The following is a 21,150-nucleotide window of genomic DNA, read 5'->3' as shown; positions in this document are numbered from 1 at the left end:
AGCGGTGCGGCGACATGGGAGGGGAGCGTGCCGTCGTGATCTTCAAAGCGGTTCGGGACGGTCGTCCGTACCCCGAGCACGGTCTCACGCTGAAACAGTGGGCTGAGATCCCGCCACGGCCGATCCGCATCGACCAGCTCATCACCACCAAGCGTGAGCTGGCCCTCGACAAGCTCCTGGCCGAGGACTCCACCTTCTACGGCGACCTGTTCCCGCACGTCGTGCAGTGGAACGGCGGCCTCTACCTCGAAGACGGGCTGCACCGGGCGCTCCGCGCGGCCCTGCAGCAGCGCAACCAGATCCACGCACGCGTGCTGGTGCTGACCTGATGCGCGCCCTCCCGCTCGACCTGATCGACGTCGACTCGCTGCACACCGACGAGGAGCGGCAGATCCGCGCCGTCGTGCGCAAGGTGGTCGACGATCTGGTACGGCCGCACGTCGCGACCTGGTACGAGGAGGGGCGGGTGCCGGCGCGCGACCTCGCGCTGGAGTTCGGCAAGCTCGGCCTCCTCGGCATGCACCTGACCGGGTACGGCTGTGCCGGCGCCTCCGCGGTGGCGTACGGGCTGGCGTGCCTGGAGCTGGAGGCCGGCGACTCGGGCGTGCGCTCGCTGGTGTCCGTGCAGGGCTCCCTGGCCATGTACGCGATCTGGAAATTCGGCAGCCCCGAGCAGAAGTCGCGCTGGCTGCCGCCGATGGCCACCGGAGAGGCGGTGGGCTGCTTCGGGCTGACCGAGCCGGATCACGGCTCCGACCCGGCGTCGATGAAGACCCGCGCCCGCAAGGCCGGGACCGACTGGGTGCTCAGCGGCACCAAGATGTGGATCACCAACGCGCCGATCGCCGACGTGGCCGTCATCTGGGCACGCACGGATGAGAAGGTCCGCGGTTTCGTCGTACCCATGGAGTCTCCTGGTGTGACGGCGCGCGAGATCCGGCACAAGATGTCGCTGCGCGCGTCGTCGACCGGCGAGGTCGTCCTCGACGACGTGCGGCTGCCGGCGGACGCCGCGCTGCCGGCGGCCGAGGGGCTGAAGGGGCCGCTGTCGTGCCTGACCGAGGCGCGGCACGGCATCGCGTGGGGTGCGCTCGGCGCGGCCCGGGAGTGCCTGCACGCGGCGCTGGACTACGCGGTGTCGCGGGAGCAGTTCGGGCGGCCGATCGCGGGCTTCCAGCTCACTCAGGCCAAGCTCGCCGACATGGCGGTGGAGCTGCAGAAGGGCTATCTCCTGGCGCTGCACCTGGGCCGGCTGGCGGACGCCGGCAGCCTGCGGCCCGAGCAGGTGAGCGTGGGCAAGCTCAACAACGTGCGGGAGGCGCTGGCGATCGCCCGGGAGTGCCGCACGATCCTGGGCGCCAACGGGATCAGCGCCGAATACCCGATCCTGCGGCACGCCAACAACCTGGAGAGCGTCCTCACCTACGAGGGCACCTCGGAGATCCACCAGCTGGTGATCGGCCAGAAGCTGACCGGCCTGGCGGCCTTCTCCTGAAGCGCCGGTAGCATCGGGCAGTTACCTGGGAGGGGAGACCCGGCGTGCCCGAAACGACGGTTGACGCTGCGCCGAAGCCGGTGCGGAGCGTCGTGGCGGCGCCGCACCGCCGTACCCTGCCGCGCCCGCCGCTCGTGCTCGCCGCGCTCCTGGCCGGCTACCTCACCGCGCGCGTGATGATCTGGTTCAACGGCCGGGTGGCGACGTACAACGACACCCAGACGTACGCGTACCGGGGCGATCCGGCGTTCGACCACGGGCCGCTCGTCTCCTTCACCGGGCACTCGCCCCGGCTGTGGGGCACGCCGCTGCTGTACTGGTTTTTCCCGACCGACGGCGCCCGCGCGTTCGCACAGTGGACGCTCGGCACGGTGGCCTGGGCGCTGCTCGCCTGGGCGCTGTGGACCGCGCTGCGTACGCCGGTGGCGCGGGTGCTGGCCGCCGGGACGGTGCTCGTGATCGGCCTGCTGACCCCGGTGGCCAACTGGGACTTCGCCATCCTGAGCGAGTCTCCGTCGATCAACTTCGGGGTGCTCACGCTCGCGCTCCTCATCCGGTGGACCGTGTCGCGTTCCCGGCTGGCCCTCGGCGCGCTGACGTTCACGGCGTTCTGGTGGACGTTCACCCGGCCGGAGATCATGCTGTGGACCGCGGTCCTCGCCGTCGTGCTCGCGGGGTTCGCCTGGAGCCGCCGCCGGGACCGGCGGGGCTGGGTGCCGGTGCTGGCCGCCGCCGCGGTCGTCGCGGGCGGCGTCGGCTGGGCCTTCGCGATCACTCCGGTGGTGAGTACGACGTTCCAGGGCTGGAGCGCGACCGGCCTGTCCCTGGAGGAGGAGACCCTCAACTACCGGCTGCGCATCCAGGTGTTGCCGGACCCGCGCATCAAGGAGGTCTACCGCGACGACCTCGGCATGCCGCAGTGCCCCGGGGCGGAACAGGCGGCGACCGGCAAGAGCTGGGCGATCCGCCAGTTCGCGGCGGAGTACAAGGCGTGCCCGGAGCTGAAGGCGTGGGGTGAGCGCAACGCGTCCTCGTCCGGGATCCGGTTCGCGCTGGCGGCACCGGGCCTGTTCGCGAGCTATGTGGACCAGGTCGCGCCGGCGTCGCTCGGCGGCGCGCAGTACGGCAAGATGGACCGGTTTGTCCCTACCAAGGTCGACCGGTTCGCGTTCCCGGCCAAGGTCCGGCTGATCAAGCGCCTCGTCGCCGGCATCGTGCTGGCCCTCGTGGCGGCGGTCGCGGCGGTGGCCCTGCGCCGCCAGCGCCTGCTGGCGCTGGTCGGCGTGGCGGTGCTCGTGGTCAGCCTCGGCGGCCTGGTCAGCGGGCTGCTCTACTCGGCCGGCGAGTACGTCCGGTTCGGCATCCAGGAGGCCGTGTTCTTACGGGTCGGCCTGGTGATCGCGGTGATCGCCGGGATCGACGCAATGCTCAGCCGCCGATCACGACCCGGCGAACCCCCGGCCAGCGCGCCGGATCGGTGACCCGCCGGCCGTCGACCACCACCTGAACGCCCGGCAGGTCGGCGGCGCCCAGCGAGCGGTACTCGGCGTGGTCGGCCTGGACCACCACGGCGCGGACCGGCTCGCCCCGGTGCGGGGGCAGGTCGAGCGCGGCCAGCTCGTCGGCGGTGTACATCGGGTCCGAGACGTACGGGTTGGCGCCGCGCCGGCGCAGCTCGGCCACGGTCGGGAAGACGCCGGAGAACGCGGTCTCCTTCACCCCGCCCCGGTACGCGGCGCCGAGCACCAGCACGTCCACCCCGTCCAGCTCACCGATCGCGGCGGCGAGCAGGTCGACCGCGTACGTGGGCATCGCCGCGTTCGCCTCCCGGGCGGCCCGTACGACGGTGGCGGCCGGGTCGTTCCACAGGTACATGCGCGGGTACACCGGGATGCAGTGCCCGCCGACCGCGATGCCCGGCTGGTGGATATGGCTGTACGGCTGGGTGTTGCACGCCTCGATGACCTTGGTGATGTCGACGCCGACGGTGTCGGCGAACCGGGCGAACTGGTTGGCCAGCCCGATGTTGGTGTCCCGGTACGTGGTCTCGGCGAGCTTGGCCAGCTCGGACGCCTCCGCCGAGCCGAGGTCCCACACGCCGTTGCGCCGGGGCAGGTCGGGCCGCTCGTCGAAGTCCAGCACGGCCTCGTAGAACGCGACGCCGCGCCGGGCGGACGCCTCGTCGACGCCGCCGACCAGCTTCGGGTAGCGGCGCAGGTCGGCGAAGACGCGGCCGGTCAGCACCCGCTCGGGGCTGAACACGAGGAAGAAGTCGGTGCCGGCGGTCAGCCCGGAGCCCTGCTCCAGCATCGGCGCCCAGCGGGTGCGGGTGGTGCCGACCGGCAGCGTGGTCTCGTAGCTGACCAGCGTGCCGGGGCGCAGGCCGGCGGCGATGGCCCGGGTCGCGTCGTCCATCCAGCCGAAGTCCGGCACGCCCTCGCCGTCGACGAACAGCGGCACCACGACGACCACCGTGTCGGACTCGGCGACCGCGGCCGTGGTGTCGGTGGTCGCGGTCAGCAGGCCCGCGGCGACGGCCTCCTTGAGCTTGACGTCCAGGTCCGCCTCGCCGGGAAACGGGACCGTGCCGTCGTTGACCAGCTGGACGACCCGTTCCGACACGTCGGCACCCACCACGTGGTGGCCCTTGCCGGCGAACTGGACGGCCAGCGGCAGCCCGATCTTTCCGAGCGCGACGACACAGACCTTCATGCTTGCTTCCCTCTTCTGGCGAACTTGCGATACACGAAGCCGGCCACCTTGCGCGCGGTGATCGGCTGTATCGCGATCACGAGCCGGCCCTTGTGGTCTTTCACAGGACTGAAAAGGTACAGGTGGGTCCCGAACCGGCGGACCAGCCGCCCGGCCGCGGGGCCTTGGGCGCCTGCAACGGGGCGCGGTAGGCCCCGCCGAACGCCTCCACCTCCACCATGATCGGCACGATCGTCTTGGCGGTCGGGCTCTCCGCCACCAGGTGGCCGAGGGGGAGCCGGGCCTCGATCCGGATGCCGTCGTCGGACCGGCCGGGCACCACCGCGACGCCCGCTGAGTCGCCGGCGGCGAGGCGGACCTGTGGGGCGGCGAGCGGGACCGGCGCCGAGTCGGTGCCGCGGGCCTGGACGGCCAGCGCGGGCGCGCCGTCGCCGTCCGGGGCCCAGACGACGGAGACGGCGTCGAACGCCGCCTGCTGCTTCGCCACCGACTCGCTGACGTCGAACCAGCTGTTGGGCAGGTCGAGCCGAGCGTCCTGGAACCCGGGGTAGCGCGCGTAGCAGCGGTCGGCCGTCACGACCACCGGCACGTCGCCGTCTTCGACGTCGCAGCGGATGGCCGCCAGCAGGTCGTCCAGCTCGCCGCGCTGGGCCAGGGACAGCCGCACCCGCTTCTTGATGTCCAGCCGGTGCCGGATGTCGTCGGTCAGGTACTGGTCGGCGAGCGCGCGGATGCCGGCGTGCAGCCGCTCCTGCACATCCCGGTCGAGGGTGAGGAAGTCGTCCATGACGAGCTTGCCCACCTCCCACGTGAAGTGCCGGACCAGCACGGCGTCCCGGTCCTTGCCCGGGGCGATCCGGCCGGCGACGAAGTGCATGATGACTTCGGCCGCGGCCAGGTGCCGCTCGTGCGAGTTGCCGAACGTGATGTTGCTGGCGTCGGTGCGACGTACGGCGTAGTAGAAGGTGTAGTCGGCCAGCACCGAGATCCGGGCCGCCTGCAGGCACGCCTCGAACGTGAACGGCTGGTCGCTGGCGACCGGTAGCTCCTCGTCGAAGCGCAGCCCGTGCTGCTCGATCAGCTCCCGCCGGAAGAGCTTGGTGTTGGACAGCGCCCACGGCAGCGGCGAGTCGAAGAGCCCGATGTCGGTCGCGCTCCGGGCGTAGACGGCCGGGTTGACGTACCGGCCGTTGACGCCGACCAGCTTGCCGAGCACGATGTCCGAGCCGTGCCGGTCGGCCGCCCGCACGAGCCGCTCCAGGGCCTCCCGGCCCAGGTAGTCGTCGGCGCCGACGAAGAAGACGTAGCGGCCGGTGGCGCGCTCCAGCGCGCGGTTGCTGGGCGCCGCCGGGCCGCCGGAGTTGGCCTGGTGGACGACCGTGAACGTCTTCGGGTATCGCCGGGCGAAGCGGTCGAGCTCTTCGGCGCTGCCGTCGGTGGAGCCGTCGTCGACCGCGATGACTTCGATCCGGTCGCGGCCAATGGTCTGTTTGGCCAGCGAATCCAGGCACCGGGTCAGATACGGCATCGTGTTGTAGACCGCCAAAATCACGGTGACGTCCGGTGTGGCGGTACGCCGCGGGCTGCGCTGGCGTACCGGGCTGAGCTGCCCTGTGCCAACGTCTCCGATCTCCATGACTCAGCTCGCAGTCTGCCGGGGGTGGCTCTTTTAGAGCCTTGTGAGTGTACGGCAGAGCGGGTCATGTGTGACGCCCACGTTTCCGTCCGTTCACTCCGGTGGCCCGCTGTCCTCCGCGATGAAGTATGCCGGCCGGCCCTGTAGCGCCGTGTATATGCGCGCCACGTATTCGCCGAGTAGGCCGAGGCAGAGCAGTTGAATTGCGCCGAGGAAGAGCACGGCGACGTAGAGCGAGGCCCATCCGGGCGTTGTCGAGCTGACGAGGTACGCGCCGAATGCGACGACGACGAGGACCGCGCTGGTCACCACGCCCAGCAGGCCCAGCCAGGTCGCGATCCGCAGCGGCGCGGCGGAGAAGCTGGTGATGCTGTCGGCCGCGAGCCGGACCATCCTGGACAGCGGGTACTTCGTCTCGCCCGCCGCGCGTTCCGCGCGCAGGTAGGTCACCTCGCCGCTGGGAAAACCGAGCCAGGGTACGACGATGCGCAGCACCGGCGCCCGCTCGGGCAGCTCGCGCAACGCCTCGACGGTGGCCCTGCTGAGCAGCCGGAAGTCGCCCGCCTGCGCGGGCACCTGCCGCCCGGCCAGCCGGCGCATCAGCCGGTAGTACATGCCGGCGGTCACCCGCTTGAACGCCGTGTCGGTGGTGCGGTCGACCCGTACGCCGTAGACCACGTCGAGCGCGTCCGCGCGGGCCTTTTGCAGCATCTCCGGGATCAGCTCCGGCGGATCCTGCAGGTCGGCGTCGATGCTGACGACGTAGTCGCCGGAGGCGCGCATCAGGCCGGCGAGCAGGGCGGCCTGGTGGCCGCTGTTGCGCTGCAGCCGGATTATGCGCAATTGGTCCCAACTTGTACGCATCTTGGCCAGCGTGTCGGCGGTCCCGTCCGCGCTGCCGTCGTCGACGGCGACCACCTCGTACGGCTCGTTGAGGCCGTCGAGCACGTCCCGGAGCCGCTCCGCCAGGATCGGCAGGACCGATTCCTCGTTGTACATCGGGATCACCACGGACAGGGGCGGGCGTCCGTCACGCATGCTGCGCGTACCTCCGTAACCAGGCCGTTGCCTCACGAATCCACGATCGTAACCGCCGTGCAACCCTAGTGCAGCGCCACACATGGCGTATCCGTAGGATGAACGCCCGTGTCCGCCCCGGCCGCAGCCCAAGACAGTCAGACGGAGCAGCCGGTCGTTGCCGCCAAAACCCATTGGCGAGAACGACTGCCCGCCGCCACCCCGGCCCTGCTCGCGTACGCGTTGGTGCGGATTGTCGGACTTCTTGTGTTGTGGGCATTCGCGCACGGAGCCGGTGTCGATTTCTGGGGTCTGCTGAACTCCCGCTTCGACTCGGTCTGGTATCAGCAGATCGCCGAGCATGGCTACGACGCCGCGATCCCGCTCAAGCCGAACGGCGCGTTCCGGCCGACCAACCTGGCCTTCTTCCCGCTCTACCCGGGGCTGCTCGCCGCGCTGACCGCCGTGACGCCGCTCTCGGCGCCGGTCGCCGGCCTGGTCGTGTCGTGGATCGCCGGGATCGCCGCGGCGTGGGGCATCTACGCGGTCGGCAAGGAGGTCCGGTCGCACTCGGTCGGCGTCATGCTGGCCGTGCTGTGGGGCCTGTTTCCGCACGCCGTCGTGGAGAACATGGCCTACAGCGAGACGACCTTCATCGCGCTCGTGGCCTGGTCGCTGTACGCCCTGCTGCGCCGGCGCTGGCTGACCGCGGGCCTGTTGTGTGCCTTCGCGGGGCTGGCCCGCCCCACCGCGAACGCCATCATCGCCGCCGTGGGGCTGGCCGCGCTGGTGGCCATTTTCCGGCGCCAGGACGGTTGGCGGCCGTGGGTGGCGATCGCGCTCGCGCCGCTGGGCTATCTCGGCTACCTCGGCTATGTCGCGCACCGGCTCGGCCGCCTGGACGGCTACTTCTATCTCCAGCGCGAGGCGTGGAACATCCGCTTCGACGGTGGGGTGCACACCGCGACGTCCTTCGGCCGCGTGCTCACCGAAGAGTCGCCATTCCAGTTCTACACATCGACATTTCTCATCGTGCTCGCGATCGCCCTGATCGCCCTGTCGATCTGGGACCGCTACCCGCTGCCCGTCCTCGTCTATTCCGTCGTCGCGGTGCTCTTCGTGCTCGGCGCCGCCGGGGCGTACTACGGGAAGGGGCGCTACTTCATCCCGGTGTTCACGATGCTGCTCCCGATAGCGATCGGACTCGCCGGCGCGCGTACGCGTACCCGGATTGTGGTATTGATCTTTTTGACTCTGGCGTCCGCCTGGTTCGGCGCCTACGTGACCTTGGACTGGCCGGTATCGCCGTAGCGCGTGGGTATGCTGGCTGCGCGCTCATCAGCAATGGAGGACTCCCTAGTGAAGGTCGTCAGCATCGTCGGGGCCCGCCCTCAGTTGGTCAAGCTTGCCCCGATCGCGGCGGCATTCGCCGCCAGCGACGTCCGGCACATGATCATCCACACCGGGCAGCACTACGACGCCGACCTGTCCGATGTGTTCTTCGACGGGCTGGGGATCCCGGACCCGGACGTCCACCTGGGCATCGGGTCGGGCAGCCACGGCGTGCAGACCGGCCGGACGCTCGCCGCGCTGGACCCGGTGCTGGAGGCCGAGCACCCCGACTGGGTGCTCGTCTACGGTGACACGAACTCGACACTCGCCGGCACGCTCTCCGCGGTGAAGCAGCACATCCGGGTGGCGCACCTGGAGGCCGGCCTGCGCTCGTTCAACCGGCGCATGCCCGAAGAGCACAACCGGGTGCTGACGGACCACGCCGCGGACTTGCTGCTCGCGCCGACCGAGGAGGCGATGCGCCACCTCGCGGCCGAAGGGCTCGCCGCCCGTGCCGAGCTGGTCGGCGACGTCATGGTGGACATCTGCCTGCGCATCCGGGACGCGGTGCTCGCCGGCGCCCACCCGCGGCCGGCGCTGCCACCCGGGATCGACGCCGACGCGCCGTACCTCGTGGCCACGCTCCACCGCGCCGAGAACACCGACGACCCGAAGCACCTGCACAGCCTCGTCGACGCGCTGACCGACCTGCCCGTGCCGGTCGCGCTGCTGGCCCACCCCCGCCTGCTGGCCCGCGCCGAGGAGCACGGCGTCAAGCTGGCCCGCGGCGCCGTCAGCGTGGGCCGCCCGCTGCCGTACGCCCAGATGGTCGGCGCGGTGCTCGGCTCGGTCGGGGTGGTGACCGACTCGGGCGGGCTGCAGAAGGAGGCGTACCTCCTGGCCCGACCCTGCACGACGCTGCGCACGGAGACCGAGTGGCCGGAGACGCTCGTCGATGGCTGGAACCACCTCGTGCCCCGCCCCGGCGACCTCGGCGCGACGGAGTGGACCGGCCTCGCGACCCGCCCGGCGCCCACCGCCGAACGCGCCACCCCGTACGGCGACGGCCGCGCCGCCGAGCGGGTCGTGCGCACCCTGGAGGGGAAGTGACCGTGCCGGCCTCGAACGACTCCTCGCGCCCTCACCTGGTTTACCTCGCGATCGGCTTTCCGCCGGCGGCTAAGAGCTGCGCCTACCGGCTCCGGGAAACGGCTAACCAGTTTGCCCGGATCGGCTGGGACGTCACCGTAGTAACGATTGCCCCGTCATCCTGGGAACGCGATTCCGGGCTGGATTACAGCCTTCTCGAGCAGGTCGACGATGGCGTGAAGATCGTCGAACTTCCGCTCGCCCGAGCGGATCTTGAAACCGATATCCGGCTGTTCGACCGGGACCGTGCGCTGGACCCCGCGAAATGGCTCAGAAAGCTGCGCAAGCACGAGCAGGACGTGTTTCCGGAGCCCGCTTTCGGCGCCTGGAAGGGCGCGCTGGAAAAGGCGGTCCTCGAGGTGCACCGGCAGCGCCCGGCCGACCTCCTGGTGGCCACGTGCGTGCCGTACGTGACGCTCGCCGCCGCGTGGAAGCTGTGGCAGGAGCACAAGGTGCCCTACGCGGTCGACTTCCGCGACGGCTGGTCGGTCGACGTCGTGCACGGCGGTGAGGCGTTCGCCGCCGACTCCGAGTCCGGCGTGTGGGAGCGCCGGGTGCTCGAAGACGCGATCTCGCTGTGGGTGGTCAACGACCCGATCGCCGGCTTCTACCGCAACCGCTACCCGCACCTCGCCGACCGCATCCACGTCGTCCGCAACGGGTACGACAAGGACAGCGTGTCCAGCGAGCCGCGCCGGGCCGACCCGGACGCCGGGCTGACCTTCGGCTACATCGGCACGGTCAACTTCCCGGCCCAGCAGCTGGAGACCGTGCTGGACGCGTGGCGGGCCGCCCGGGAAAGCGACCCGCTCATCGCCAAGTCCCGCTTCGAGGTGTACGGCCACATCGGAGCCGGTCCCGGCCGGGAAGCCAACCGCCTCATGGAGCTGATCCGGGGCGCGGCCGGCGACGGGGTGTCCTTCGGCGGGCCGCTGAAAAAGGCCGAAGTGGCCAAGGCGTACGCGCACTGGGACGCCCTGGTGCTGATCCTGGTCGGCGGGCAGTACGTGACCTCCGGCAAGGTCTACGAGTACATGGCCACCGGCCTGCCGATCGTCTCGGTACACGAGATCGACCATGACGCCACGCACGTGTTGACCGGCCACCCGCTGTGGACCGGCGCGCGCGGTCTGGACGAGGCGCAGCTCGCCGACGCGTTCCAGAGCGCCGGCCGGATGGCCGTCCAGGCGTCGGACGAGGAGCGCGCGGCGGTGCGTGCCCATGCCGCCCCGTTCACTCGCGAAGACCTCATGACCAAGGCCGTGCACCGCCTCGCGGAGCAGGCCCTGGCCAGTCGCCTCATCTCGGTGAATGGACCCGCCGCATGACCGCCGTGCTGTTGATCGCCGCCACCCCTCCCCAGCCGGCCGTGCTCTCCGCCTCGGTGCGGCAGCTCCGGGCGACCGGGGCCCGGGTTCACCTGGTCGCCGCGCTGGACGCGGACGACCTGCCCGACGGGCTCGACCTCGACGGCTTCCACGCGATGCCCGCCGACGTCAGCGAGGCCACCCCCCGCCGCCGCGCGGTCAAGGCGACGCCGGGCGAGCGGGTCTGGATGCACCTGCGCCGGCAGGCGTGGCTGCGCGAGCGGGCGCGCGATGCCGACGTACTGGTCGCGCTCGACGCGCACTCGGTGTACACGGTCTGGCGCCTGGCCCAGCGCAACCAGGGCGCCGACGCCCGGTTCGGCGTCACCGCCGCCTTGCAGGCCATCGCCGAACGGGGAGACAAGCGGGCCGCGGGCCACGTGTTGCCGCCGGCGCACCTGGTCGCCGGCGACGTCAAGAAACTGATCCGCTCGACGCCGCGCCGGGTCATCAACACCGTCACGGCGAAGCCTGTCATGCGCAGCGGGGCGGGTGCCCGGCTCTGGCTCTCCGCCCTCAAGGCGCCCAAGGTGCCGGACCCGGTGCGGGTGAAGGTGGCGTACCAGATCGCGGACGGCATGGCGTGGGCCGGCCGCCCGGCCGACGAGGCGAAGGCCCTGTACGCCGCCGCCAGCAAGATCAAGAGCCTGGCGCCGCGGGCCCGCCTGCGCGGCGAGGCGGCAAAGCGCGAACTGGCCGCGGGCCTCGCCCCCGCCGAGCTCACCCCGGCGGTCGTCGACCTGCTCGGCCTCGCCGACAGGTACTACCGGGCCCGCGACCACTGGAACGCGGCCGAGTACGTGCACCGGGCGATGAACGTCGCCTTTAACCGCGTACTGCACATCGACCAGCTGACCTCGCCGCTGGCGGCCGACCCGGACGGCTTCGTCGCCCCGTTCCGGCGGTCCGAAGCCGCGCGCAAGGTCGCCGCGCCGCTCGGCCGGAAGACCCCGGCCGCCCCCAGGCCCACCGGGCGGCCGCTGCGACTGCTGATCGCGACCAGCGCCAACGACAACTTCCTGCCGCTGATCAGGGAGCACTACGAGCAGCACCCGGACGTCGAGGTCCGGTACCTCGACCTCGCCGTCAACCCGTCGCTGAAGAGCCTGACCTGGGCGAGCAAGCCGATGCTCGAGTACCGGTTGGCCGACGACACCACGCACGGGCGCAAGACCGAGCAGCGGCTGCGGCCGCACCTGGACTGGGCCGACACGGTGTTCGTGGACTGGTGCGTCGCGCCGGCCGGGCTCTTCACGCTGGTCGACCCGGGCGACGCGCGGATCATCGTGCGGCTGCACAGCTACGAGGCCCTGACCCGGTGGCCGCACATGGTCGACTTTTCCCGGATCGACGACCTGGTCTTCGTCGCCAACCACATCCGCGACCTCACCACGTCGCTCGTGCCGTACCTGCGCGACGGCAACGGGCCGCGCATGCACGTGCTCGACAACGCGATGGACCTGAAGGGCTTCCTGGTCGAGAAGGAGCCGGAGGCCCGGTTCCAGCTCGGCATGGTCGGCATCAACCAGGTCGCGAAGGACCCGCGCTGGGCCGTCGAGGTGCTGCGCCGGCTGCGCGCGCAGGACGAGCGCTACCGGCTGCTCCTCGTCGGCGGGGAGATGGACCCGGACGTCAGCGTCGCTACCAAGGACTACCTGACGGCGTTCCGCGGCGACCTCGCCGAGCTGGAGCCCTCCGGGGCCGTACGCCGGTTCGGCTCGACCAACGACGTGCCCAAGGCGCTGGCCCAGATCGGCGTCATCCTCAGCACGTCGGTGCGCGAGGGCTGCCACTGCGGCCTCATGGAGGGGGCGGCCAGCGCGGCGGTCCCGGTCGTGCGGGACTGGCCGTTCTTCGCGGGCCGGCCGAACAGCGCCCGCACCCTCTACCCGCAGGACTGGGTGGTGGGCTCGCCGGAAGAGGCGGCCCAGCGGGTCCTGGACACCACCGGCACGGAAGAGGCATGGCACGAGACCGGGCGGCGCGCGTCGGCGCACGCGCTGTCCGCGTGGGACTGGTCAGCCGTACGCCACGACTTCGACCGGCTGATCCTCGGCGACGCCTAGCACGGAGTCGCGCATCGCGGCCCACCGCAGCGAATGCCGGATGCCGTCTTCGACGCTGAGGGCCGGCCGCCAGCCGAGCAGCTCCCAGGATCGGGCGCTCGTGGTGAACGTGCCGGCCGAGTCACCCGGCCGGCGCGGCACCTCGCGTACGGCGACCGGCCGGCCGAGGACGGCTTCGAACGCCGCGACGAACTCTCGCACGGTCGTGCCGTTGCCGGTGCCCAGGTTGATCGTCGTGCTCGCCGGCTCGGCCTCGGCGGGCAGGATCGCGTCGAAGCGCCGCAGCGCCCGCACGTGCGCCTGCGCCAGGTCCCAGACGTGTACGTAGTCCCGGATGCCCGACCCGTCGCGGGTCGGCCAGTCGGTGCCGGTGAGCTGGAACGGCTCCCCGGTGTTGGCCGCCTCGATCATCCGGCCCAGCACGTGGGTCGGCTGGGGGAGCTGCAGGCCGGTACGCATCGCCGGGTCCGCGCCGATCGGGTTGAAGTACCGCAGCGACATCGTCCGCACCGGGTACGCCCGCGCGCAGTCCGCGAGGATCTGCTCCACCATGGCCTTGCTCTGGGCGTACGGGCTGGTGGGGGCGATCGGGGACGACTCGTCCACGGTGAAGTCGGCGCCGGGCTGGTAGATCGCGGCCGAGGAGCTGAACAGGACGCGCCCGCAGCCGTTTTCGACGAGGCCGGCGAGCAGCTCCACCGTCTTGCCGACGTTTTCGCCGTAGTAGCGCAGCGGGTCCGCGACCGACTCGGGCACCACGATCGCCGCGGCACAGTGGACGGCCGCCGCGATGTCCGGGTGCTCCGCGAAGATCTTTTCGAGGAGCTGCCGGTCCGCGATGTCACCGCGGTAGAAGATCCGATCCCGGGCGAACTCGGCCCGGCCGGTGCTGAGGTTGTCGAGGACGACCGGGGTGATGCCGTCGTCGAGGCAGGCCGAGGCGATCGTGCTGCCGATGAAGCCGGCGCCCCCGGCGACGAGGACCTTCATCGCGCTCCGACCCGGTCGGCGATGGTGAGCGTCACCTCGTCCCGGGCCGATCGCAGCAGCGCGTCGGCGACCTGGACCGTCCGCAGCCCCTGGCGCAGCGAGACGATGTCGCTCTCCTTGCCCTCGACCGCGTCCCGGAAGCGCTCGTGCTCGACCAGGAGCGGCTCCCGCTTGCGGATCGCGTACCGGATCATGTCGCCCTCGGCGACCCCGCGGAACGCGCGGAGGACGTCCCACTCGTTGTCGAACGCGGCGTTGGCGTAGAACGTGAGGTCGGCGGTGAGCGTGTCGGCGACGAAGCAGCCGCGCTCGCCGGTGACCACCGTGGACCGCTCCTTGAGCGGGCTGAGCCAGTTGACCAGGTGGTTGACCATCGTGCCGTCGGTGAGCTGACCGACCACGGCCACCATGTCCTCGTGCGGCCGGCCGCTGCGCGAGACGGTACGCGCCGACACGGACTTGTACTGCTGGCCGGTGACCCAGCCGGTGAGGTCGATGTCGTGCGTCGCGAGGTCCATCACCACGCCGACGTCGGCGATCCGGTGCGGGAACGGGCCCTGGCGCCGCGTGACGACCTGGAATACCTCGCCCAGCTCGCCCGCCTCCAGCCGGGCCCGCAGGCTTTGCAACGACGGGTTGTAGCGCTCGATGTGCCCGACGCCGGCCGGCAGTCCGCGCGACTCGAACGCCTCCACCAGGCGCTCGGCGGCCTCGACGGAGGGCGCCAGCGGCTTTTCGATCAGCGCGGCCACGCCGTTCGCCGCCAGCTCCAGGCCGATCTCCTCGTGGAACGCGGTGGGGCAGGCCACCACGGCGTAGTCCAACCCGATGGCGAGCAGGTCGCGCAGCGTCGGCACCACCGGCGCGAGGATCGCCCCGGTCGGGTCGCCGGCCGGGTCCATGACCCCGACGAGCCGTACGCCGTCCATGTTGGACAGTACGCGTGCGTGGTTGCGGCCCATGGCGCCCAGCCCGATCAGGCCGGCGCGCAGCTGCGGCTCACGGCCGTTCATGATGCTCACATCGCCTCCGTGTTCGTGTCCGCCAGCCCGTTGACGGCATCGGCGATCCGGTCGAGCTGAGCCGTCGTCAGCGCGGGGAAGATCGGCAGGGAGAGCACCTCGGCCGCGGCGCGGTCGGTCTCCGGCAGGTCCCACGGTCCGGGGGTGCCCTCCGCGGTGAGGTACGGCCGCAGCCGGTGGATCGGCGTCGGGTAGTACACCGCGCTGGCCACGCCCTGCTCCTTCAGGTGCTGCTGCGCAGCGTCCCGATCGCCGGTCACCCGCACGGTGTACTGGTGGTAGACGTGCCTGGCCCCGTCGGCGACCGGCGGCACGATGGCGCCGGTGATCCGGGAGTCGAGGTACTTGGCGTTCGCCCGCCGCCGCTCGGTCCACTCGGGGAGCTGGGTGAGCTGCACCCGCCCGATCGCGGCCGCCACGTCGGTCATGCGCATGTTCGCCCCGACGATCTCGTTGGCGTACCGCTGCTCCATGCCCTGGTTGCGCAGCAGCCGCAGGGTGCGCGCGAGCGCCGGGTCGGCGGTCGTGATCATGCCGCCCTCCAGGGCGTGCATGTTCTTGGTTGGGTAGAAGCTGAAGCAGCCGGCGGCGCCGAACGCCCCGACCGGCCGCGCGTCCAGCGCGGCGCCGTGCGCCTGGCAGGCGTCCTCGACGACGGCGAGGCCGCGCTGCTCGGCGATCTGCATGATCCGGGTCATGTCGGACGGGTGTCCATAGAGGTGCACCGGCATGATGGCGGCGGTCCGCGGGCCGACGGCGGCGGCGACCGCGTCGGGGTCGAGGCAGAAGCTGCCCGGCTCGATGTCGACGAAGACCGGCTCGGCGCCGACGAGGCGGACGGCGTTGGCCGAGGCCGCGAACGAGAACGACGGCGCGATGACCTCGTCGCCGGGGCCGATGCCGAGGCCGAGCAGGGTCAGTTGCAGCGCGGACGTGCCGGAGTTGACCGCGACGCAGTGCCGACCGTCCACCAGGTCGGCGAACTCCTGCTCGAACGCGGCGACCTCCGGACCCTGCACAACCATGCCACTGCGCAGCACTCTTACGGCGGCCTCGACCTCGGCATCACCGATGACTGGCTGTGCTGCGGGAATGAACTGATCGTGCACCGCAGGCATTGACGACCCCCTGATGTCGCTTATGTTTCCGGCAGGTGATCGTAGCGTGTCTGGATGACCTGGGCCTGACGCAGCGACGCGGGCCGTGGGTACATATCGGACTAGCCGGAAATGCCCCTACTGGCGACCGGCTCGCCGCTCGTCGCGCCGAGCGCGGTGGCGACGGTCGCGGCCATGGACGACACGTATCCCTTCGGCAGCGGGGTACGGGCGACCGCGAGCCGCCAGTAGATCGGGCCGATGATCAGGTCGACGGCGGTTTCCGGATCGGTGTCCGCGGCCAGCTCGCCGCGGTCGATCGCCCGCTTGACCAGGTGCGCCGAGACTTCACGCTGGTTGGTGTGCAGCGCCTCTTGAAGCGTCTGCGCGATCTTCGGGTTGCGGGCCGCCTCGGCGAGCAGGTCCGGGATGATCTGCGAGGCCAGCCGGTGCTGGAGGGCCCGCGCCACGATCCGCAGCAACATCTCCAGGTCGCCGCGCAGGCTGCCGGTGTCGAGCTGCGGAAGGGTCTGGCCCGCGACGCCGGAGACGATCTCGAGCACCATCTCCAACTTGGAGCTCCACCGCCGGTAGACCGCGGTCTTACCCACGCCGGCCCGGCGGGCCACTGCCTCGATCGACAGGCGGCCGTATCCTACGGCTGCGAGCTCGTACATCACGGCTTGCCGGATCGCGCTGGTGACGTCCTCCCGGAGCACCGCGGCGCCGGCCGGGGCTCGCTTGCTTTCGGTCGTCACCAGGGCAATATAGCGCAGGACGCTACGGTTGCGTTCCGACGTGCGAGGGGACTATCCTCAACCGTGCGTCGATACGGTATCGTTTCATCGCTCGCCGGTTACGAGTCGGCGACGTGCTCATGACAAGGATCGGAACATGACCGATACGGCGGTAGTCGATCCCGACGCGGACATGCCCCTGGCGGAATTAGCCGCCAAGCATGGTCTGAGCGTTGCGGGCGCGCGCCCCGGCCTCGCCGAATACACCCGGCGACTGTGGGCCTACCGGCACTTCATCTCGGCGTACGCCAACGCGCGAGTGGTCTCGTCCTTCAGTACGACGCGGCTGGGGCGGCTCTGGCAGGTGCTGACGCCGCTCACCAACGCCGCGGTCTACTACCTGATCTTCGGCGTGGTGCTCAACACCAAGCACAACGTGCCGAACTTCATCGCGTACCTGTGCACGGGGCTGTTCGTCTTCGTCTTCAGCCAGACCGTCATCCAGGGCGGTGTGCAGGCCATCTCCGGCAACCTGGGGCTGATCCGGGCGCTCCAGTTTCCGCGGGCCAGCCTGCCGATCGCGCTGACGCTCACCCAGTTCAGCAACATGGTGGCGTCGATGATCGTGCTGATCGGGATCATCCTGGTCACCGGCGAGCCGATCACGCTCGAGTGGCTGATCCTGGTGCCGGCGCTGATCCTGCAGTCGGTGTTCAACGCCGGCGTGGCGATGATCGTGGCCCGCATAGGTGCGAAGCTCATCGACCTGAAGCAGCTGATCCCGTTCATCATGCGCACGTGGATGTACGCCTCGGGCGTGCTTTACAGCGTCACCCTCTTCGAGCAGCACCTCCCGCTGTGGGCTGCCCGGTTGCTGGAGGCCAACCCGCTGCTGGTCTACATCGAGCTGGCGCGGCACGCGCTGCTCGAAGGATCGCCGCTGGCCTCATCGGTGCCCCATCTGTGGATCCTCGCCGTCGGCTGGGCCGTAGTGGTCGGCGTCGGCGGATACGTGTATTTCTGGCTGGGCGAACAGGAGTACGGCCGTGGCTGAGCGCATCCCCACGATCGTCGCGGACGATGTGCACGTGGTGTACCGGGTGATCGGCGCCGGCACCCCCGGCACCGGATCCCCGGTGGCCAGCCTGCGGCGCATCGTCACCCGCAGCCGCCCGGCGACGGTCCGCGAGGTCCACGCGGTCAAGGGCGTGAGCTTCACGGCGTACCGGGGGAGGCGGTCGGGCTCATCGGCAGCAACGGCTCCGGCAAGTCGACGCTGCTGCGGGCGGTCGCCGGGCTGCTGCCGACCGACCGGGGCAGGCTCTACACGATGGGGCAGCCGTCCCTGCTGGGCGTGAACGCCGCCCTGATGAGCGACCTGTCCGGCGAGCGCAACGTGGCGCTGGGCTGCCTGGCCATGGGGATGACCCGGGCGCAGGTGCGCGAGGAGACGCCGAAGATCATCGAGTTCTCCGGCATCAACGACCGGGGCGACTTCAGCTCCCTGCCGATGCGGACGTACTCCTCCGGCATGGCGGCCCGGCTGCGGTTCTCCATCGCCGCGGCGAAGCGGCACGACGTGCTGCTGATCGACGAGGCGCTGGCCACCGGCGACGCGCAGTTCCGCCGGCGCAGCGAGGAGCGGGTCCGGGAGCTGCGCGCCGACGCCGGCACGGTCTTCCTGGTCAGCCACTCGTTGGGTTCGATCCTGGACACCTGCGAGCGGTCGATCTGGCTGGAGTCGGGCGTGATCCGGGCCGACGGCCCCACCCAAGACGTCGTCAAGGAGTACGAGGACTTCGCCAAGCGCAAGTGAGGTCCTCCCCCGTCGATCAAGGCCCGCCGCGTCGATCAAGGGCTTGTCCGTCGATCAAGGGCATATGGTCGTGCTTTGATCTCTGATCCACGACCGTTTGCCCTTGATCGACGTGGAAAGCCTTGATCGGCGAGCGGGGGTACGCCGGGGGCGGGAGCGCTCGACGTGCGGGTGTCGCACGGTGCCTTTACCGTTCTCTTAGAGCTTCCTTAAGAGGACGGACGGTGACCCTGAGATGGACGACCCGACCAGTGAGCTTCCCGAAGAGCCCCGGGCCCGCCGGGGCCGAGTCCTCTTCTGGCTGGCCGGAGCGGTCGCGCTAGTCGTGGTACTGGCCCTGAGCGTCCAGGCGGTCGGGCTCTGGCCGAGCTGGCGCAACCCGTTCGCCGAGGAGACGACCGACCGCAGCCAGCCGCCGCTGCTGGAGTCGATCCAGGACCTCAGCCGGTACGTGGCGGCCGAGGGTAACTTCCAGGTGGTCATCGACCTGGAGAAGGACCGGAAGTACGTGCCGGACTTCCTGCTCAACCAGCGCACGCTCTTCGTCGGCGCCGGCAGCGTCGAGGCGTACGTCGACTTCGGCAAGATCGGCGACGGAGCCGTGGTCGAGTCGGCCGACGGCACGTCTGTGGAGATCACGCTGCCGGCGCCGCAGGTGGGCGAGGCCGCGCTCGACCTGGAAAAGAGTTACGTCTTCGCCGAGGAGCGCGGGCTGATCAACCGCCTCGGCGAGGTCTTCGGCGGCGACCCCAACCGGCAGCAGCAGGTCTACCAGTTGGCCCAGGAACGGATCACCGCGGCCGCCAACGAGAGCGGGCTGCGCCAGCGCGCCGAGGAAAACACCCGCAAGATGCTGGAGGGACTCCTGCGCTCCCTCGGCTACACCAAGATCACCGTCTCCTTCACCGGCGCGACGTAAGCGCCGTCCGCCTCCCCGCGCGGTCCGGCGCCGCGCGCCGGTCCCGTTCTGCGGGCCGTCGCCGTCCGGCGGCGGCCGCGTCGATCAAGGACCGCCGCGTCGATCAAGGCTTTCTGCGTCGATCAAGGGCGAATGGTCGTGGATCGGAGATCGAAGCGCGGCCCTTTGCCCTTGATCGGCGGGGCGGACTGGCGCCGCGTGCGGTTCGGCGCCGGGCCTCCGTCGTCCGGCGGCGGCCGCTGTCGATCAGGGACCGCTGCGTCGATCTAGGCTTTCTGCGTCGATCAAGGGCGAATGGTCGTGGATCGGAGATCGAAGCGCGGCCCTTTGCCCTTGATCGGCGGGGAAGTCCTTGATCGGCGAGCCCGCCGCAGCACTGGCGGGGGCAGGGGGCGGGGGCGGGACCGTGGCGGGGGTGGGACGGCGGGCTATTGTCGTCGCGGTGGGGCGGGCCCGGCGCACTTTGGCAGGTCTGATCCATCTGTAACCCGCCGCGCGTAGAGTGCGCCGCGTAGGGACCGTTCAAGGATCGCAACCGGGAGTATGCCTGTGGTCGGCGCCGTGGCCAAGGACGAGATCGAGGTCACCGTCCTGCTGCCCTGCCTCAATGAGGCGGAGACGCTCGAGGTGTGTGTCACCAAGGCCCGCCGGGCGCTGGACGAGCTAGGTGTCGTCGGCGAGGTGCTGGTCAGCGACAACGGCTCGACCGATGGTTCCCAGGCGATCGCCACCAAGGCCGGCGCGCGCGTGACGTACGCGCCGATCCGCGGGTACGGCGGCGCCCTGCTGAACGGCATCGCCCAGGCGCGCGGCAAGTACATCGTCATGGCCGACGCGGACGATTCGTACGACTTGTCCAACCTTGAGCCGTTCATTCGGGAGCTGCGGGCCGGGCGCGACGTCGTCATGGGCAACCGGTTCCGGGGCGGCATCGCCAAGGGCGCCATGCCGCCGCTGCACCGCTACCTCGGCAACCCGGTCCTCTCCTGGCTGGGGCGAAGGCTGTTCGGCCTCAAGAAGGTCGGCGACTTCCACTGCGGCATCCGTGGCTTCAACCGCGACCGGATCCGCGAGCTGGGCCTGTGTATGCCCGGCATGGAGTTCGCCTCCGAGCTGGTCGTGCGCGCGGCGCTGAGCGGGTACGACATCGTCGAGGTCCCGACCACCCTGAAGCCCGACGGCCGCAGTCGCCCGCCGCACCTGCGTACGTGGCGGGACGGCTGGCGGCACCTGCGCTTCCTGCTCGTCTTCGCGCCGCGCAAGACGCTCATCTGGCCCGGTGCGATCATGCTCGTGCTCGGGCTGATCGGCACCGCGATCCTGTCGCTGGGCCCGGTGCGCGTCGCCGGCGTCGGGTTCGACATCAACACGCTCGTCTACACCTGCCTGGCCATGCTGGTGGGCACGCAGTTGCTGATGTTCGGCGCGTTCGCCCTGATCTATGGCCATAACGAGGGCATCACCAGCGAACGGCAGTCCGACCGATGGATCAGACTCGTCCGGCTGGAGACCTGTACGGCGGCGGGCGTCCTGCTCGTGCTGATCGGGCTGGCCGGCACCATCCTGTCGTTCTCCGCCTGGGGCGCGCGCGGCTTCGGCGCGCAAAACCTCGCCGAGGCGCTCCGGGTCGTCCTGCCCTCGTCCACCTGCATCGGGGTGGGCGTGACGGTGATCTTCGCCGGTCTCTTCTCCAGCCTGCTGAGCCTGCGCCGGGTCAACACCCCGCCACCGGACGCCGCCGAGCAGTCCGATAGTGAGTACGCCGCCACCACCAGCGCCTGATCGGGGAGCAGCA

16 protein-coding genes and 2 pseudogenes are annotated in these 21,150 nt (G+C 70.7%); 11 read left to right on the top strand and 7 right to left on the bottom strand.

Going from position 1 to position 21,150, the window contains the following annotated elements:
- The first annotated feature begins 35 nt into the window (after positions 1 to 35).
- Genes Prum_RS17180 through Prum_RS17170 form a run of 3 tightly spaced genes read left to right on the top strand, consistent with a single transcriptional unit; the run spans position 36 to position 2,976 of the window.
- Positions 36 to 329: a type II toxin-antitoxin system VapB family antitoxin gene (locus Prum_RS17180; protein WP_173077469.1), complete on the top strand. Its 294-nt coding sequence runs from the start codon at positions 36 to 38 to the stop codon at positions 327 to 329.
- Positions 329 to 1,495, top strand: coding sequence for an acyl-CoA dehydrogenase family protein (locus tag Prum_RS17175; RefSeq protein WP_173077468.1), 1,167 nt, complete (start codon positions 329 to 331; stop codon positions 1,493 to 1,495). Before Prum_RS17180 ends, Prum_RS17175 begins: the two co-directional genes overlap by 1 nt.
- A gap of 44 nt (positions 1,496 to 1,539) precedes the next feature.
- Positions 1,540 to 2,976, top strand: coding sequence for a hypothetical protein (locus tag Prum_RS17170; RefSeq protein WP_173077467.1), 1,437 nt, complete (start codon positions 1,540 to 1,542; stop codon positions 2,974 to 2,976).
- Here Prum_RS17170 and Prum_RS17165 read toward each other — a convergent pair.
- The 3 genes and pseudogenes from Prum_RS17165 to Prum_RS17155 all read right to left on the bottom strand — a co-directional run bounded on the left by Prum_RS17165 (position 2,924) and on the right by Prum_RS17155 (position 6,881).
- Positions 2,924 to 4,207 carry a nucleotide sugar dehydrogenase gene (locus Prum_RS17165; RefSeq protein WP_173077466.1) on the bottom strand — a complete coding sequence of 428 codons (1,284 nt, stop codon included), beginning with the start codon at positions 4,205 to 4,207 and terminating at the stop codon, positions 2,924 to 2,926. The genes Prum_RS17170 and Prum_RS17165 overlap by 53 nt on opposite strands.
- Positions 4,204 to 5,735: pseudogene (locus tag Prum_RS17160) on the bottom strand (glycosyltransferase family 2 protein). Before Prum_RS17160 ends, Prum_RS17165 begins: the two are co-directional and overlap by 4 nt.
- 201 nt (positions 5,736 to 5,936) lie before the next feature.
- Positions 5,937 to 6,881 (bottom strand): glycosyltransferase family 2 protein, encoded by a 945-nt coding sequence (locus Prum_RS17155; protein WP_173077465.1) that lies wholly within the window; start codon positions 6,879 to 6,881, stop codon positions 5,937 to 5,939.
- Between the two features lie 108 nt (positions 6,882 to 6,989).
- Between Prum_RS17155 and Prum_RS17150 the strand changes: the two genes are divergently transcribed.
- The 4 genes from Prum_RS17150 (at position 6,990) to Prum_RS17135 (ending at position 12,774) form a co-directional block, all read left to right on the top strand.
- Complete coding sequence (locus Prum_RS17150; RefSeq protein ID WP_246277949.1) at positions 6,990 to 8,171, top strand: putative hexosyltransferase; 1,182 nt, start codon at positions 6,990 to 6,992, stop codon at positions 8,169 to 8,171.
- A gap of 48 nt (positions 8,172 to 8,219) precedes the next feature.
- Positions 8,220 to 9,302: a non-hydrolyzing UDP-N-acetylglucosamine 2-epimerase gene (gene wecB / locus Prum_RS17145; protein WP_173077464.1), complete on the top strand. Its 1,083-nt coding sequence runs from the start codon at positions 8,220 to 8,222 to the stop codon at positions 9,300 to 9,302.
- Between the two features lie 215 nt (positions 9,303 to 9,517).
- Positions 9,518 to 10,669 (top strand): glycosyltransferase, encoded by a 1,152-nt coding sequence (locus Prum_RS17140; RefSeq protein ID WP_246277948.1) that lies wholly within the window; start codon positions 9,518 to 9,520, stop codon positions 10,667 to 10,669.
- Complete coding sequence (locus tag Prum_RS17135) at positions 10,666 to 12,774, top strand: glycosyltransferase family protein (RefSeq protein ID WP_173077463.1); 2,109 nt, start codon at positions 10,666 to 10,668, stop codon at positions 12,772 to 12,774. Before Prum_RS17140 ends, Prum_RS17135 begins: the two co-directional genes overlap by 4 nt.
- Here the strand turns inward: Prum_RS17135 and galE are convergent.
- From galE to Prum_RS17115, 4 genes are all read right to left on the bottom strand, one after another.
- Entirely contained in the window at positions 12,727 to 13,764 is a 1,038-nt protein-coding gene (galE, locus tag Prum_RS17130; protein WP_173077462.1) for a UDP-glucose 4-epimerase GalE, read from the bottom strand. The two genes, Prum_RS17135 and galE, sit on opposite strands and share 48 nt — an antisense overlap.
- Positions 13,761 to 14,777: a Gfo/Idh/MocA family protein gene (locus tag Prum_RS17125; protein WP_173077461.1), complete on the bottom strand. Its 1,017-nt coding sequence runs from the start codon at positions 14,775 to 14,777 to the stop codon at positions 13,761 to 13,763. Before Prum_RS17125 ends, galE begins: the two co-directional genes overlap by 4 nt.
- Positions 14,778 to 14,782: 5 nt before the next feature.
- A complete protein-coding gene (locus Prum_RS17120) occupies positions 14,783 to 15,904 on the bottom strand; it encodes a DegT/DnrJ/EryC1/StrS family aminotransferase (RefSeq protein WP_173077460.1) in 1,122 nt (373 codons plus the stop codon).
- Positions 15,905 to 16,005: 101 nt separating this feature from the next.
- Positions 16,006 to 16,641, bottom strand: coding sequence for a TetR/AcrR family transcriptional regulator (locus tag Prum_RS17115; protein WP_173077459.1), 636 nt, complete (start codon positions 16,639 to 16,641; stop codon positions 16,006 to 16,008).
- A 136-nt stretch (positions 16,642 to 16,777) separates the two neighbouring features.
- Here Prum_RS17115 and Prum_RS17110 point away from each other — a divergent pair, with 136 nt between their 5' ends.
- From Prum_RS17110 to Prum_RS17095, 4 genes and pseudogenes are all read left to right on the top strand, one after another.
- Positions 16,778 to 17,674 carry an ABC transporter permease gene (locus Prum_RS17110; protein WP_173077458.1) on the top strand — a complete coding sequence of 299 codons (897 nt, stop codon included), beginning with the start codon at positions 16,778 to 16,780 and terminating at the stop codon, positions 17,672 to 17,674.
- Positions 17,637 to 18,436: pseudogene (locus tag Prum_RS17105) on the top strand (ABC transporter ATP-binding protein). The gene Prum_RS17110 and the pseudogene Prum_RS17105 overlap by 38 nt, the downstream one beginning before the upstream one ends.
- 235 nt (positions 18,437 to 18,671) lie before the next feature.
- Positions 18,672 to 19,355 carry a DUF4230 domain-containing protein gene (locus Prum_RS17100; protein ID WP_173077457.1) on the top strand — a complete coding sequence of 228 codons (684 nt, stop codon included), beginning with the start codon at positions 18,672 to 18,674 and terminating at the stop codon, positions 19,353 to 19,355.
- Positions 19,356 to 19,904: 549 nt separating this feature from the next.
- Complete coding sequence (locus Prum_RS17095; protein ID WP_246277947.1) at positions 19,905 to 21,137, top strand: glycosyltransferase family 2 protein; 1,233 nt, start codon at positions 19,905 to 19,907, stop codon at positions 21,135 to 21,137.
- Positions 21,138 to 21,150: the final 13 nt, after the last annotated feature.

The organism is Phytohabitans rumicis, assembly GCF_011764445.1.
In the GTDB taxonomy this organism is placed as follows: domain Bacteria; phylum Actinomycetota; class Actinomycetes; order Mycobacteriales; family Micromonosporaceae; genus Phytohabitans; species Phytohabitans rumicis.
This window is presented reverse-complemented; position numbering and strand designations above follow the sequence as displayed.